This is a genomic window from Cyanobium sp. Cruz-8D1, from assembly GCF_024345975.1.
In the GTDB taxonomy this organism is placed as follows: Bacteria; Cyanobacteriota; Cyanobacteriia; order PCC-6307; family Cyanobiaceae; genus Cyanobium.
In genome coordinates this window covers 57404-71181 of sequence record NZ_JAGQCD010000009.1, presented here as the reverse complement: position 1 = coordinate 71181, position 13778 = coordinate 57404, and the positions used below count along the sequence as shown (strand labels likewise).

At 65.7% G+C, this 13778-nt stretch carries 17 protein-coding genes and 2 tRNA genes; 8 read left to right on the top strand and 11 right to left on the bottom strand.

What is annotated here, in order from left to right; genetic code table 11:
- Positions 1–15 precede the first annotated feature (15 nt).
- On the top strand, positions 16–807 hold the full coding sequence (locus KBZ33_RS07830) for a response regulator transcription factor (RefSeq protein WP_254952072.1): 792 nt from the start codon (positions 16–18) through the stop codon (positions 805–807).
- 9 nt (positions 808–816) lie between these two features.
- Here the strand turns inward: KBZ33_RS07830 and KBZ33_RS07825 are convergent, their stop codons facing one another.
- The 6 genes from KBZ33_RS07825 to KBZ33_RS07800 all read right to left on the bottom strand — a co-directional run bounded on the left by KBZ33_RS07825 (position 817) and on the right by KBZ33_RS07800 (position 5395).
- Positions 817–1332 (bottom strand): hypothetical protein, encoded by a 516-nt coding sequence (locus KBZ33_RS07825; protein WP_255011624.1) that lies wholly within the window; start codon positions 1330–1332, stop codon positions 817–819.
- Between the two features lie 29 nt (positions 1333–1361).
- On the bottom strand, positions 1362–1643 hold the full coding sequence (locus KBZ33_RS07820) for a hypothetical protein (protein WP_254951987.1): 282 nt from the start codon (positions 1641–1643) through the stop codon (positions 1362–1364).
- Positions 1644–1723: 80 nt separating this feature from the next.
- A complete protein-coding gene (crtH, locus tag KBZ33_RS07815; protein ID WP_254951985.1) occupies positions 1724–3289 on the bottom strand; it encodes a carotenoid isomerase in 1566 nt (521 codons plus the stop codon).
- A gap of 47 nt (positions 3290–3336) precedes the next feature.
- The gene (gene trmFO, locus KBZ33_RS07810; RefSeq protein ID WP_254951983.1) at positions 3337–4728 is read right to left on the bottom strand and encodes an FADH(2)-oxidizing methylenetetrahydrofolate--tRNA-(uracil(54)-C(5))-methyltransferase TrmFO; all 1392 of its coding nucleotides are present in this window, start codon (positions 4726–4728) and stop codon (positions 3337–3339) included.
- Positions 4728–4850: a photosystem II protein Y gene (locus KBZ33_RS07805; protein WP_254951981.1), complete on the bottom strand. Its 123-nt coding sequence runs from the start codon at positions 4848–4850 to the stop codon at positions 4728–4730. Before KBZ33_RS07805 ends, trmFO begins: the two co-directional genes overlap by 1 nt.
- A 29-nt stretch (positions 4851–4879) precedes the next feature.
- Entirely contained in the window at positions 4880–5395 is a 516-nt protein-coding gene (locus tag KBZ33_RS07800; protein WP_254951979.1) for a gamma carbonic anhydrase family protein, read from the bottom strand.
- 58 nt (positions 5396–5453) lie between these two features.
- Here KBZ33_RS07800 and KBZ33_RS07795 point away from each other — a divergent pair.
- Both KBZ33_RS07795 and KBZ33_RS07790 read left to right on the top strand, forming a co-directional pair.
- Positions 5454–5525, top strand: a tRNA-Lys gene (locus KBZ33_RS07795).
- Between the two features lie 128 nt (positions 5526–5653).
- Positions 5654–5725: transfer RNA gene (locus tag KBZ33_RS07790), tRNA-Lys, on the top strand.
- 55 nt (positions 5726–5780) lie between these two features.
- On the opposite strand, the gene KBZ33_RS07785 is transcribed toward KBZ33_RS07790, so the two are convergent.
- From KBZ33_RS07785 to KBZ33_RS07770, 4 genes are all read right to left on the bottom strand, one after another.
- Positions 5781–6047, bottom strand: coding sequence for a type II toxin-antitoxin system RelE/ParE family toxin (locus tag KBZ33_RS07785; protein WP_254951978.1), 267 nt, complete (start codon positions 6045–6047; stop codon positions 5781–5783).
- A 264-nt stretch (positions 6048–6311) separates the two neighbouring features.
- Positions 6312–7001, bottom strand: coding sequence for a response regulator transcription factor (locus KBZ33_RS07780; RefSeq protein WP_254951976.1), 690 nt, complete (start codon positions 6999–7001; stop codon positions 6312–6314).
- A gap of 47 nt (positions 7002–7048) precedes the next feature.
- The gene (locus KBZ33_RS07775) at positions 7049–8653 is read right to left on the bottom strand and encodes an iron uptake porin (protein WP_254951974.1); all 1605 of its coding nucleotides are present in this window, start codon (positions 8651–8653) and stop codon (positions 7049–7051) included.
- A 93-nt stretch (positions 8654–8746) separates the two neighbouring features.
- Complete coding sequence (locus KBZ33_RS07770) at positions 8747–9466, bottom strand: DUF305 domain-containing protein (protein WP_254951972.1); 720 nt, start codon at positions 9464–9466, stop codon at positions 8747–8749.
- A gap of 533 nt (positions 9467–9999) precedes the next feature.
- Between KBZ33_RS07770 and KBZ33_RS07765 the strand changes: the two genes are divergently transcribed.
- Positions 10000–10407, top strand: coding sequence for a hypothetical protein (locus KBZ33_RS07765; RefSeq protein WP_254951970.1), 408 nt, complete (start codon positions 10000–10002; stop codon positions 10405–10407).
- Positions 10408–10447: 40 nt separating this feature from the next.
- Here KBZ33_RS07765 and KBZ33_RS07760 read toward each other — a convergent pair whose 3' ends face one another.
- Entirely contained in the window at positions 10448–10666 is a 219-nt protein-coding gene (locus KBZ33_RS07760; protein ID WP_254951968.1) for a CsbD family protein, read from the bottom strand.
- A 186-nt stretch (positions 10667–10852) separates the two neighbouring features.
- Here KBZ33_RS07760 and KBZ33_RS07755 point away from each other — a divergent pair, with 186 nt between their 5' ends.
- The 4 genes from KBZ33_RS07755 to KBZ33_RS07740 are packed head-to-tail and all read left to right on the top strand — an operon-like array spanning position 10853 to position 13729.
- Complete coding sequence (locus KBZ33_RS07755; protein ID WP_254951966.1) at positions 10853–11014, top strand: hypothetical protein; 162 nt, start codon at positions 10853–10855, stop codon at positions 11012–11014.
- A 42-nt stretch (positions 11015–11056) separates the two neighbouring features.
- Positions 11057–11503: a hypothetical protein gene (locus tag KBZ33_RS07750; protein WP_254951964.1), complete on the top strand. Its 447-nt coding sequence runs from the start codon at positions 11057–11059 to the stop codon at positions 11501–11503.
- A gap of 29 nt (positions 11504–11532) precedes the next feature.
- On the top strand, positions 11533–12840 hold the full coding sequence (locus KBZ33_RS07745) for an alpha-amylase family glycosyl hydrolase (RefSeq protein WP_254951962.1): 1308 nt from the start codon (positions 11533–11535) through the stop codon (positions 12838–12840).
- 22 nt (positions 12841–12862) lie between these two features.
- Positions 12863–13729, top strand: a complete 867-nt coding sequence (locus KBZ33_RS07740) for a transglutaminase family protein (protein WP_254951960.1) — start codon at positions 12863–12865, stop codon at positions 13727–13729.
- Positions 13730–13778 lie beyond the last annotated feature (49 nt).

The following is a 13778-nucleotide window of genomic DNA, read 5'->3' as shown; positions in this document are numbered from 1 at the left end:
CGTGATGCCGAGGAGCTGCCCGTGTCTCAGGACAAACTGACCGATCCCGGAGGTACCCCACGGAGGGTTCTCGTGGTGGATCCCCACGCGACCCTGCGCACGGTTCTCGCCCAGCGCCTTCGCCAGGATGGCCACCTCGCTGCGGCGGTGGCCACCGCCCGCGAAGCCCTCGAGATCTGCCAGGAGCAATCACCCGATCTGCTGGTGAGCGCTGAGCTGCTTGAAGAAACTTCGGCCCTGCGTCTGGCGGCCCAGCTGCATTGCCAGGTGATGGTGCTCACGGCCCGTTCCGGTTCCGAGCCCGTGGTGGCCCTGCTGGACGACGGCGCCGACGATGTGCTGCGCAAGCCCTTCGGTCTTGAGGAGCTGGCGGCCCGTTGCCGCACCCTGCTAAGGCGCAGTGGCAGTGGCCTTCAGGAGCGTGTCTGCGTCGGCCCCCTGGAGGTGCACCTGTTGCTGCGCCAGGTCACCCTGCGCGACCAGCCGGTGGAACTCAGCCCCAGGGAATTCGCCCTGCTCTGTGCCCTGCTGATGCCCCCGGGGGTGGTGCGCAGTCGCCAGGAGCTGCTGCGCATGGCCTGGCCTCCCTTCAGTGGTGGGCCCCGATCCGTCGATACCCAGGTGCTCACCCTGCGCCGCAAGCTGGAGCAGGCGGGTCTCGGCGAAGGTGGTGCGATCGAAACGATGCGCCAGCAGGGTTATCGCTTCAGCCTCGACACCCTTCCCGAATTCAGCGAGGAGGCTGCCGGCAGCGCTGGGTCGGGATTGCTGCTCACGTCCCCCAGTAGCTCGTCCCGCCTCAACTAGGTCCGAGGCTCACCCCGGACGAAGGATCAGGGCCAGGGTTTCACCGACCAGCAGCAGGGCCGAAAGCAGGGCCAGCAACTGATAGGTCCATGGAGGGCTGATCCGGCTGATTCCTTGGGTCGTCAGGCCGGTGGCACTGGAGAAGCGTTCCAGGAAATCATCGAAGCGGGCCACCCGCTGGGGCAGCAACCAGGACTCTCGGTTGGGGCCATCCTCCGTGGCGGCGCTGCGCACGTAGTAAACCCGACCCCCTTGGCTGGTGGTCACCGGTGTCAGTGCGGTGATGCGGCTCCAGGGCAGGCTCCAGCCCCGGCGCAGCAGCCAGGCGCACCAGGGGGGATGGCCCACCCGCAGACCCTGAGCATCGAGCTCCACCTGCTCACTGGTGATGGCCAGCACCAGCACCAGGCCGGCGATGGAGGCCAGCAGCAAGGTCAGCTTCAAAGGCTCTGGTGCCAGCAACGGCAGAGGCAAGACCAGGGCCAGGTAAAGCCCGAGCAGCGTGAAGCGGATCAGCACTGCCATGGGGTAGCGATGGCAAGACGGCTCGGCGCTCATCGGTCGTCGGGGGAGCCGGGCAGGGGTTCGATCACCTGGCTGGGCTGATAGCGGCCCCCGAACAGCTCCGCTTCCCGACCTTTCCAGAAGCTGCCGAGGCGCATCAGGTCGGCGTGGGCTTCGCCCAGGCGCTCGACGTACTCGTTGGGCTCCATCGTGTCCTTGGCCTCCTTGAGCTTGCTGAGGCGGAGCAGGTGCCACACCCAGGGCTTGCCCATCTCGCCGCGGGCTTCCATGTAGCGCGCCAGGTCGGCGGAGCTGGGAATCGGAGCCGCCATGGATGCGAAATAAATATTCACAAACCCTACAGACGCCGAGGTGTGGGCGGGAGTAGCTCGCGTGATCCGCGGCGGCAGATTCAGGCCGGCAGGCTCCAGGGATTGAGACCCAGGTCGGCGCCGATGCGGTGGGCGCAGGCGAAGCCGCTGAAGGCCACCGCATTCAGCCCCTGGCCGGGGAAGCAGGAGTCACCGACGCAATAGAGATCCGCAATGGCGGTGCGGTTGAAGGGCATTGGCAGCAGGCCGGGCAGCCGCAGGGCGGGCACCGGTCCGTAGCTGCCGCCGTGGCGGCCCAGGAAGCGGCGGTGGCTGCGGGGGGTGCCGATCTCCCGGTGGGTGATGGCGCCCTCCAGGCCCGGCAGGATCGCCTCCAGCCTGCGGATCAGCCGGGTGGCGGCGGCTTCCTTGGCGGCCCTGTAGGCGCCCGGGGCCAGCCCCTGCCAGGTGTCCATCGCCGACGGGGTGAAGGTGTGCACGATGTGGTGGCCCTCCGGGGCCAGGGAGGGATCGAGCAGGGTGGGGATCGAGACGAAGATCACCCCCTGCTCGGCCTCCATGTCCTGCCAGCGCTCCAGCAGCAGGTGATGGACATGGCTGTGCGGCGGGATGGCCTCGGCCTTCACCCCCAGGTGCAACGAAAGAAAGGAAGACGAGGGCTTGTAGCGCCGCCGCCAGGTGCGCTCGGCGGCCGGGGTGTGCTCCGCGTCCACCAGGGAGCCGAAGGTGTCCCAGCGGGTGGCGTTGCTCACCACCCGGCGGGCCCGAATCTCTTCGCCGCTGGCCAGCTTCACCCCCACGGCCCGGCCGTTCTCCAGCAGCACCTTCACCACCCGCGCCCGGTAGCGAATCTCGCCGCCGTGTTTCCGCAGGCCCGCCACCAGCTTCTCGGCGACCACCCCGACGCCGCCCTTGGGGTAGTTGATGCCGCCGGCGTGGCGATCGGAGAACACCATGCCGGCGTTGATCATCGGCGTGCGATCGGCGGGCATCACCGACCAGCAGAAGCACTCCATGTCGATGAACCTGAGCAGATCCGGATCGCTGATGTGCGCACGGGCCACCGCGCCCACATTCACCGGCAGCCAGCGGGCCAGTCCCAGGCAGGCCAGGGGCGCGCGGAAGAACACCTTGGCCAGGTAGGCGGGGTCCTCCAGCGACAGCAGCGGCATCGCATCGAGGCAGTTGAACACCTGCCAGCAGGTGTCGTAGAAGGCGCGGATCCCCTTGGCCTCATGGGGAAACAGGACGGTGAGGTCGGCGATGAAGCGCTCGTAATCGCGATCCACCGCCACCGACAGGCCGCCGGGCAGGTGGTAGGCCAGCTGGGCGGGGTCGGGGATGGTCTCGCAGTGCTCGCCCACATCCGCCAGGGCGCGGGTGAGCAGGTTGGTGTGGCCCTTCTCGCCGAAGCCGAAGATCATCGAGGCGCCGACATCAAAGGTGTAGCCATCGCGGCGGAAGCTGCCGCCGCTGCCACCGGGGATCAGATAGCGCTCCAGCACCAGCACCGAGGCCCCCTTGGCCGCCAGCTGGCTGGCGGTGACCAGCCCGCCGATGCCGGAGCCGATCACGACCACGTCCCAGGGGCGGCCATCGACCGCGGTGTGGGGAGCGGCGGCGGACGAACGGGCCGTGACGGTCACCGGAACCAGGCAAACGGAAGCGGTCTGACCCTAGGAAGCGGCCCTCCTCAGCCGGTTGCGGGAACCGCGCAACGGGCGCTGGCCTGGCGCTCGCTCTCCCAGGCGGCCAGATCCCCCAGGGACCGGTCGCGGTAGGCGCCGTAGCGACGGCGTTTGTCGCGGATTCGCTCAGGTAGCTCCGGCATCAGCCCGAAGCTGGGGGGCATGGGCTGGAAGCCCCCCTTGCGTGCGCTGCCGCTGCGATCCGCATCCGAGATGAAGGCGAGCAGGGCACCGGCCATGGTGGTGGGCGGCAGGCTCAGGGGTGCCAGCCCCCGCACCAGGCGGGCGGCGTTGGTGCCGGCCAGCCAGCCGCCCGCCACGGCGGCGGCGTAGCCCTCGGTGCCGGTGAGCTGGCCGGCGGCCAGCAGGCTGGGGCGCTGGCGGAACTGCAGGGTGGGCCTCAGCAGCTCGGGGGAGTCGAGGAAGGTGTTGCGGTGCATCACCCCGAACCGCACGAAGGTGGCGTTCTCCAGGCCGGGGATCATCCGCAGCACCCGTTGCTGTTCGCCCCACTTGAGGTTGGTCTGGAAACCGACGAGGTTCCAGAGCTGGCCGTCCTTGTCCTCCTGGCGTAGCTGCACCACCGCATGGGCCCGCTTGGCACGGCGCACGTCGCGGTCGTGCAGGTCACCCCAGCGCGGATCCCAGAGGCCGATCGGCTTGAGCGGGCCGTAGCGCATCGTGTCCTCGCCGCGGCGGGCCAGCTCCTCGATCGGCAGGCAGCCCTCGAAGAACGTGGCGCTCTCCTGCTCGAAATCCTTCAGCTCCGCCTTTTCTGCCTCCAGCAGGGCCGTGCGGAAGGCGAGATACTGCTCCCGGTCCATGGGGCAGTTGATGTAATCGGCGTCGCCCTTGTCGTAGCGGCTGGCGCGGAAAGCCACCGACAGGTCGATGCCCTCCCCCTCCACGATCGGGCTGGCGGCATCAAAAAAATGGCAGGACTCCCGCCCGGTGAAGCGAAGCAGGTCGTCGGCCAGGGCGGCGCCGGTGAGGGGACCGGTGGCCAGCACGGCAATCTCCTCAGGGTCGGGTAGCCCCAGCTGTTCGCGCCGCTCCACCGTCACCAGGGGATGGGCCTCAAGGGCGGCCGTGAGGGCGGCGCTGTAGCGGCCCCGGTCGACGGCCAGGGCGCCGCCGGCGGGCACCGCATGGATATCGGCGGTGCCGATCACCAATGATCCCAGGCGCCTCAGCTCCTCCTGGAGCAGGCCGGCGGCCCGATCGGAGGAGAGGGCGCCGAAGCTGTTGCTGCAGACCAACTCGGCAAATTCACCGCTGTGGTGGGCGGGGGAGGGGCGCACGGGGCGCATCTCCACAAGCCGGACCGGAACCCCGGCTGCGGCCATCTGCCAGGCGGCTTCGGTACCGGCGAGGCCGGCCCCGATGACGACAACCATCAGGCGCGGGCGCGCTTGAGCATCAGTTGCAGCTGACCCAAGGCGGCGCGGCCGATGTTGAAGGCGGCCCAACCCACGGCCAGGAGGATCGGAGCAGCGACGAGCAGCAGCCGGAGGTCCATGGCGGAGGAGGGAAAACGATGGCGGGATCCTAACGGAGTCCAGCGTGAACCTCCGCCAGGCTGCGGTAACGGCGGGCGTGCTGCCGTTGGGCCTCGATCGCGGCGGCATCGAGCCGGCGTTTCACCACCGCCGGAGCCCCCATCACCAGGGTGCCGGGGGGCACGTCGCGGGTGACCACCGCGCCGGCCGCCACCAGGGCCCCGGCCCCCACCGTGACGCCGTTGAGCACGATGGCGCCGATGCCGATCAGGCAGCCGTCCTCCAGCGTGGCGCCATGGACCACGGCCCGGTGGCCGATGGTCACATCGGCGCCGATCGTCACCGGCTGGCCGGGATCGCCGTGCAGCACGGCGCCGTCCTGCACGTTGCTGCCCTCCCCCACAACGATCGTGCAGACATCCCCCCGCGCCACCGCGGTGGGCCAGAGGCTGGCCCCCGCCGCCAGCCGCACATCGCCGATCACCACAGCCGATGGGGCCACCCAGGCGGCGGCGTCGAGGCGGGGGGCGTCCCAGCGGCTGGGCCAGGCGTCGGGGCTGGTCATGGGTGGCGGGTGGCGGGCTTGGGAGGGGTCGCCGACGGGTGATAGTTTCGCCAATGGCGGGTCGCTAGCTCAGCGGTAGAGCAGTCGGCTCTTAACCGATCGGTCCTCGGTTCGAATCCGAGGCGGCCCACTTCGCCACCTTTTCTTCCTCCCTCGTCAGGGGGTGATGGGATTGCGTGCGGCACCGCAGGGGCGTCCTCCATCAGCCCCATCCCCCTGTGATACGTTCGATCGGTCCCTGTCCAGGGCACCTGCATCGGGTCGCTAGCTCAGCGGTAGAGCATTCGGCTTTTAACCGACTGGTCCTGAGTTCGAATCTCAGGCGACCCATCCCAATCACCGCAGGAGACTCCAGCCAAACGCCGCTTTGCAGCAGCGGGTGGCATCAGTGGTATGTGTCGCTGCGGTGGCTGAGCCCGACCACCAGCACGACAAGGCGCTCATCCTCGATCTGACAGATCACGCGGTCGTCGCCAACCCGGTAGCGCCATGGGCCGGAGAGGTTTGCCGTCAGGGCCTTGCCTCTCTGGCGCGGGTGACTGCAACTGGACACCATGTGCTGGAGGTACCGAGTGATACGAGCGGCGGCCGTGCGATCCAGCTTGCCTAGCTGCCGTGCCGCCTCCGGGATGAACTCAACCGTCCAGGCCAAGGTCGCTCACCAGTTGATCCATCGGGATGGTCGGCTCCCCAGAGCGGCGGTGGGCCTCCAGAGCTGCAGCACCGAGGTAAGCATCCTCCAAGTCGTCCAGGCCCTGCTCGATCAGCTCTCGCAGCTAGAAGGCCTTGGTCCGCCCGTTTCCGAGGCCAGCCGATCCAGCCGCGCCTCCGTCGCAGGGTCCAGACGCACGGAGGGGGCCTTGCAGTCAACTGAATCGGTGTATTCAGGCTAGTCCTTGCCAGGAGGTGCCGGCCCTCAGCCCAGCTGAACCATGCCGCAGCGGACTCCTTTGAGCACCGCCTGCATGCGGCTTTTGACGCCGAGGGTCTGGAGCAGGCGCTTGGTGTAGGGGCGGGCCGTGGCGTCGCTCACCACCAGCTTGCTGGCGATCTCCCGGTCACTGAGGCCGCTGGCCAGCAGGTCCAGCACCTCGTATTCCCGCGGGGTCAGCCGCGGACAGCTGAGGTACGGGAGCTTGCCGGAGCGCAGTGAGGGGCTGCGATAGGAGTGGTACCCCAGCACCGCGATCACGGCGGCCTGCAGGGGCCGCTGATCTTCGACGATGTCGGCCTCCGCCACCACGGCTTCCAGCCAGGGGGCGTGCTCGTATTCGGCGGGGATCACATCCCCCAGGGCCAGCATCACCACCTTGAGATCGGGGCTCAGCTGCTTGGCCTTGCGCGTCAGCTCAAAGCCGTTGCCGCTCTCCAGGTGATCGGTGCACAGCAGCCATTCGTAGGGCTCCTGCCTGAGGTAGCCGAGGCAGCTTTCCTCATCGGTGATCGCGCAACCGATCAGGCGGCGGTCGCTGACGCTCTCGCACAGCGCCCGCAGCAGGAAGCGGCCCTTCATGGCGATAGCCACCTTCCCCTTCACCGACACCGAGAGCAGCACGTCCTCGAAGGTGTTTCCTTCCAGGCTCGGCAGGAACGGCGTGAGATCCATGGTGGCCGGGCCTCCAGGTCTCCCTCATCATGCGTTCCCGCGGGCCCTCAGAAGCGGAAGGTGGTCTTCACCAGTCCGCCCAGCTGCCGGAACGTGGTGCCGGGCGTGGTGTCCTGCCCCAGGGGCCGGCTCAGGTAGAAGAGGGCCGGCGTCACGCTGATGTTGTCGGTGACCTGGAGTTTGTACCACCCTTCCCAGGCAAAGTTGCCGTCCTGGGGCGTCTGGTCGCCTGTCAGGGCCGTGGCGAAGCTGGGCTGACCCACCGCCATGCCGAGGGCGTTGCCCTTGACGAAGGCGTCGTCCCACTGCAGGCCCACCATCCACGACTGGCTGGTGCGCAGGGCGCCGGGGGCCTGGGCGGTGTTGTCGCTGGTGCCGTTGAGGCCCCAGCCGAGACTGATGGAGGGAATCCAGCCGGACTCGGCCGGCTGCCAGTAGCCGCTGACGCCGAAGGCATCGGTGCGGCTGTTGGGGTTGGCCTCGAAGGTGAGGCCGGTGAAGGGGGTGGTGCCCGGAACGCCCACGCCCGACTGGATGCGGGAGTAGATCGCCGCCAGGCCCCACTGCTCCTTGGCGTAGCCGATCTGCACAGTGCCCGTGCCGGCCGAGGCCACGGTGCCGATGCCGCCGATGTTGGGATCGCCCCCATCGCCGTTGGCGGCCACGTAGTTGGCGCTGATGCTCAAGCCGCCCTGCTGCCACCAGAGGCCGGCCCCCGGTCCGAGGTTCTTGTTGTAAGCCGCCGGGGCGCCGTTGAGGGTGAACAGGTTGAGGATCGTGTCGGCGGGGTAGGCGCTCGGCCAGATGGCGAGCATGTCCTCCTGACCCACCCGTCCGCCGACGGTCGCGGTGAACGAGCTGCCGATCGGGAACTGGTAGAAGATCTTGTCGATCGCCACCACATCGCCGCAGTCGGCGGGGCCACCGCAGTCCTCCTGGAATGCAGCCTCCAGGGTGGAGAGCCCACCGGTGGGGCCAGCGCCGCCGAAGGCGGAATCGGCGAAGTTGCCGGCCCGCAGGTTCGTGCGCAGCAGGTCCTTGCCGGTGAAGCTGGTGTCGAAGCTCAGCTGGATGTCGTAGCTGAAGGTGGTGGCGCCAACGGCGGCCCGGGCGGCATCGACGTTGAGGCTGTCGTTGCCTGAGAAGCCATTGGCACCGATCACGAAGGTGGCCTGGCCGCTCAGCTTGGTGGTGGTGGAGAACTGGGTGGCCTCGAGCTCACCCACCTTGGCCTCCAGGCCATCCACGCGGCCGCGCAGCACGGCGAGCTCCTTCTCGAACTCGGCCATCAGGCGCTTGAGCTCATCGGTCACCTCGGTGATCCGGTCGAGGCAGGCGTTCAGCAGGGCCGCCGCCTCAAACCGGGTCATGGCCTGGCCGCCCTTGTAGGTGCCGTTCGGGTAGCCGGCGACGCAGCCGTAGCGCTCGATCAGGTTCGAAAGCGCCTGATAGGCCCAGTCAGTGGGCTTGACGTCGGAGAACTGGTTGATGCTGGTGGCCTGCTCCTGGCTCTGCCCCGTCGCGCTCCTGGCGTAGCGATTGATGGCGTCGAGATTGAGCTCCCCGGCCGTCACGGCCGCGGGCTGGGCGGCCAGAAGCCCGAGGCCCAGGGGGACGTGCCAGAACCTGGAAACGACGCCAAGGATGTTCATGGAAGCTCCGCCAGGTGGCAGGAAAAGAATGGGAACCATTCTCACTCCTGCCTCGGCCTTCGGCAGGCTGGCAAGGTCAGTCCGGCTGGCGGCTCAGAGTGCGAACAGGCTGTCGTAGCGGGCGTATACCGGCTTGCGCAGGCCATCGACCGCCAGCATCCGCCGCAGTTCGATGATCTCGGCGCGCTGGGCCACGATCACCTGGCGGGCGAAGCGCCGGATCGTGGGATTGGTGCTCTTGGCCAGGGCGTCATGGGCCATGGTCAGCGCCCCGCCGTGGTGATGGAGCATCCCCTCCAGGAACCAGGTGACCCTGTTCTCCTTTGTGGGGGCGTCGCCCATCATGCGCATGCCATCGATCTGGGCCTGGCCCATGCGGCTCAGGCCGGCGAGGCTGTTGGGATCGCCACCTTTGGCCAGGGCCACCGGATAGACGGGCGCCTGGGGGTACCAGGCCTTGCGCCACAGCCCCATCGCCCGGATCTCGTTGGCCTGATCGCGCCAGATCGTGGTGGCCAGAGCCCCCACGCCAGGCGCGCCGATGCCGAAGACGAATTCGCTCATCCGCAGGGCGCCGGTGTGGTGCTGCACCATCCCGTCGATGAAGCGCAGGTCGTAGGTGGCGCCGGCCGGGCCCACGTCATGGGCGTGCTCGGCATGGGCCGACGCCCCGGCCGCGTTGGGCTGGCTTGGTGTGGCGTGGTTGTGATGGTTGTGCTCCATGCCGCCGTGGTTCTGCGCCAGGGCGGGGGCGGCCAGCGTCAGGGCGCCAAGGACCCCGAGCAAAGCGGTGGAGATTCGGCTGGGGCGCATGGCGATGGAAAAGGAACCTTCACCGTATGGTCTCCCCCGGGCAGGAGAGTCAAGGGAATCGGAGTCTGCAGCCCATGCCACCGCACCCCTGGACTTCACCTGATGATTCAGGCCTCTCTGTGCACCATGGCTGCATGGCTAGCCAGCGCTCGGTGCCAGCTCGGCTCTTCGATCTGTTCTCCAGCCTCAGCCGCTGCTGGATGGGATCTGGATGGTGTGGCCTTTGCCCCAGCGGCGTTGCGAATCAGAGTCCAGCGGACAGCCGGACGAGGCCACCAGATCGATTCTGCCTGCCAGCAGCTCGGAAGTGCTGTTTCGCATCGCGGAACTCCTGCATCTGGTCATACCCGCCTGCCCAGGTGCGGAGCTGCTGAAGATCGGGATCGCCTTCGCGGGCTTCTCCGTCTATCGCAAGGGTCTGGCTGCCCTGCGCCAGGGGCGGCTGAACATCAATGCGCTGATGCGTGTGGCGGTGACGGGCGCCTTCCTGATCGGTCGCTGGCCGGAAGCCGCCATGGAGATGGTGCTACTCCTTGGCCGAGGCGATCGAGGCACGGGCGGTGCAGCGGGCCCGCCAGGCCATCACCAGCCTGATGGCGATGGCCCCAGAGGAGGCCGAGGTCCGTTGGGCCGAAGGCCGCTGGCACAAGCTGCCGGTCCGTGCTTTGCAAGTCGGCGATCGGGTACGCGTCAGACCGGGGGAACGCCTGCCACTGGATGGCACGGTGCTCCGTGGGGAGAGCGCGATCAACCAGGCCCCGATCACCGGCGAAAGCCTGCCGGTCGACAAGGCTTGCGGTGATCCTGTGTACGCGGGCACCAGCCTGCTTGTCATTGCCAATGGTCTGCGACGGCTTCGCCGCCCTATCAGTTCCCTGACCCGACGAGGGGGGCAGACCCCAGCGCCTGCCAGTCTTGACGCCGGCGGACGCCATGGCTGAGACCCTCCACTTGCATGGAGTGCCTGGTCGACGCTGACTGTCAGCCCTTTCCGTCAGCCAGTTTCGCGGCAGCGTCGCTGACCTTCTGGGCCAATGACCTGGCGCCATCCTTCAACTCTTCTGCCGCGTTCATGGCCGAGGCCTGAACCTGCTTGGCTTTGCCCTTGATCTGGTGTTCAGTGTCGCCAGTCAGCTCACCCAGGGCCGATTCAAGTTTGCCTTCCGCCTCTTTGGCTGCGGCATCAGCTTTGTTGGACATGGTGTTAGTCGCGATTGGTTATCAACATTGCGCAGATCATTTGTGTCAACATTGCGTTGACGATGAGGGGCAACGAAATCAGGCGTGAATCAGAAGAGATTCAGGGTGTTCGCACCCATCTGAGGCTGCCTTTCAATCCTAGACATGGCAGCACGGCGCGCGTGTGGATCAAGGACCCATCGTTCCATGGGGCCGCTCACCAGAAAGGAATCAAGGGGTGACAGGAACACGTCATCCATGACAACGACTGGTGCTGAAAAGGACTTCTGCATCAGCCTGCAGCGCTTTGGCTGCATCTCTGCATTCAGCCATGGCTTGTTGCTCAAGGTTTCTGAATGCCTGCTCTGAGAAGGAACCCCTGTGAAAGATTGGTTTCAGCAGGGTTGAACCATGGAAAAGCAGCCGATCCATCCAGGGATGGGATCCTTTCCCTCCTCTGACGGCGTGGCGTTTCGTGTCTGGGCGCCCCATGCCGAGAGGGTCTCGGTGATCGGTTCCTTCAACGACTGGGATGGCGACGCCCATCCGATGCATTCAGAGCCGCGTGGCTTCTGGTCCATCAACATTGAGAGTGCCAAGATCGGCGACCACTACAAATACCAGCTCTGTACGCCGTGGGGAGTCATGAAGCGCATCGACCCCTATGCCCGTGAAGTGACCAACTCGGTCGGTAATGCCATCATTCACGATCCTGACTTTTCATGGGATGGTGATGACTTCTCCATGATGCGCTGGAATGAGCTTGTCGTCTATGAGTTGCATGTCGGCACATTTAATGATGACGATCTCAATCAGCCTGCCGATTCAATTCCATCACGGCACGGCTGCAGCACCTGAAACGTCTTGGCATCAATGCCATTCAGATCATGCCAGTCGGTCAGTTTGCCGGCCAACGCTCATGGGGCTACAACCCATCCCATATCTTTGCCGTCGATTCCGACTATGGCGGCTCCCTGGGTTTCAAGCGGTTCATCAAACGCGCCCATCAGGCTGGCATTGCTGTGATTCTGGACGTTGTCTTCAATCACTTTGGCCCCAGTGACCTTGACCTTTGGAGATTCGACGGTTGGTCTGAGAATGGCAAGGGAGGAATCTATTTCTACAATGACGATCGTGCGCAAACGCCTTGGGGGGAAACGCGGCCCGACTATGGCCGAGGGGAAGTTCGTCAGTACATCCTTGACAACGTGTGTATGTGGCTTGAGGAGTATCACCTCGATGGCCTTCGATTCGACAGTACTGGTTACATCCGCAACATCGGCGAAGCCGGAACCGAAGAGATCCCCGATGGCTGGAGTATGCTTCAGGCCATCAATGAACCCGTGGCCCGGCTGCACCCGGGGCGGATCACCATTGCTGAAGACCTGCGCAGCAATGATTGGTTGACCAAGGATGTGGGGGCTGGTGGGGCAGGGTTTGGATCCCAATGGGATCCTCACTTTGTCCAACCGATCCGTCAGGCCGTGATTGCCTCCCAGGATGAAGACCGTGCCCTCGAGAGTATCCGGGACGCCCTCCTCTATCGCTATAACGACGATGCCTTCGAGCGTGTGATCTACAGCGAATCCCATGACGACGTTGCCAACGGACAGTCTCGGATCCCCCAGGATGTCAACCCAGCTGATCCCACGGGCTGGCATGCCCAGAAGCGTTCCACGCTGGCTGCCGCCATGGTGTTCACGGCACCTGGTATTCCCATGCTGTTTCAAGGTCAGGAGTTTCTCGAGGGCGGCTGGTTCCGCGATACGGTTCCCGTTGACTGGGACCAGCGTGAGGAGTTTTGCGGCCTTGTGCGTTTGTACCGGGATCTGATCCGTCTCCGGCTCAATGGTGAGGGACTATCCCGTGGCCTTTGTGGTCAGTTCAGCCAGGTTTTTCATCTCAATAGCGTGCGAAATGTGCTGGCCTTCCACCGCTGGGATCAAGGAGGGCCCGGGGATGATGTGGTGGTGATCGCCAATTTCTTTCATCAGCCCCAAGAGGACTACATCGTGGGCTTGCCGGCGGCCAAGGAATGGAAACTTCGCTTCAACAGTGATTGGCACGGCTACAGTGAGTGCTTCGACGGCTGCCAAAGCGGTGATGTTGAAGCCGTTCAAGGAGCGTGGGATGGCTTTCCCTATCACGCCCGTTTCCGCGTTGGGCCGTATAGCGTCTTGATCTATTCCCAATGATCAACCCCCGCATGGCGAGCTGATGAGACGCTTCAACATCCTCCATCTCACGACCTACACCTACAGCGCCCCTGTCCGACTCGGCACCCATACGCTGCGTCTGCGTCCTCGGGAGGGCCATGATCTGCGCATCGAAACCTCTTCGCTCTCCATTCGCCCGGCGGCGAAGCTGCGCTGGCATCGTGATGTTGAGGGTAATTGTCTTGCCATGGCCTCATTCAGCGTCGCTGCCGAAAGATTGCTGATCGAAAGTAATCTGATCATCCAGCAATACGACCGTGTTCCACTCGACTTTCTTGTCGATGATGACGCTGTTTCCTATCCCTTCGACTACGTTCCCAGGGACCGCCCCGTTCTGGGGGCCTATCTGGCGGAAGCGACCGCGGAACCATGCCGGGCTTTGCAGCAGTGGACGGCAACGGTCTGGCAGCCGGGCGACATCATCCAGAGCTACACCCTGTTGAAACGCCTGAATCTGGCGGCTCACCAGAGGGTCTCCTACCGCAAGCGCGACGAGCCTGGCGTCCAGACCTCCGCCGAAACCCTCGACAGCGGCTTTGGAACCTGCCGTGATATCGCCTTCCTGTTCATGGAGGCGGCCCGATGTTTCGGATTCGCTGCCCGTTTCGTCAGCGGTTACAGCTTCACCGCGCTTCCACCGGAGGAGGCCGGAAGCACGCACGCCTGGACTGAGGTGTTTCTGCCGGGGGCTGGTTGGAAGGGCTTTGATCCAACCCACGGCGTGATTGTGGGCGACACCCACATCCCTGTCGCGGTGGCCCGAAGGCCCGAGTCTGTGCCTCCCATTGCCGGCAGTTTCTGCGGAGCTGCGCTGTTATCGATGGAGGTGGGTGTCTGGATCACCGAACTCCAAGGCTCCACGACATAGCTTGGACCCTCAGCACCAGCGGCCGTGCTTGCCTGCCTAACCGCTTCGG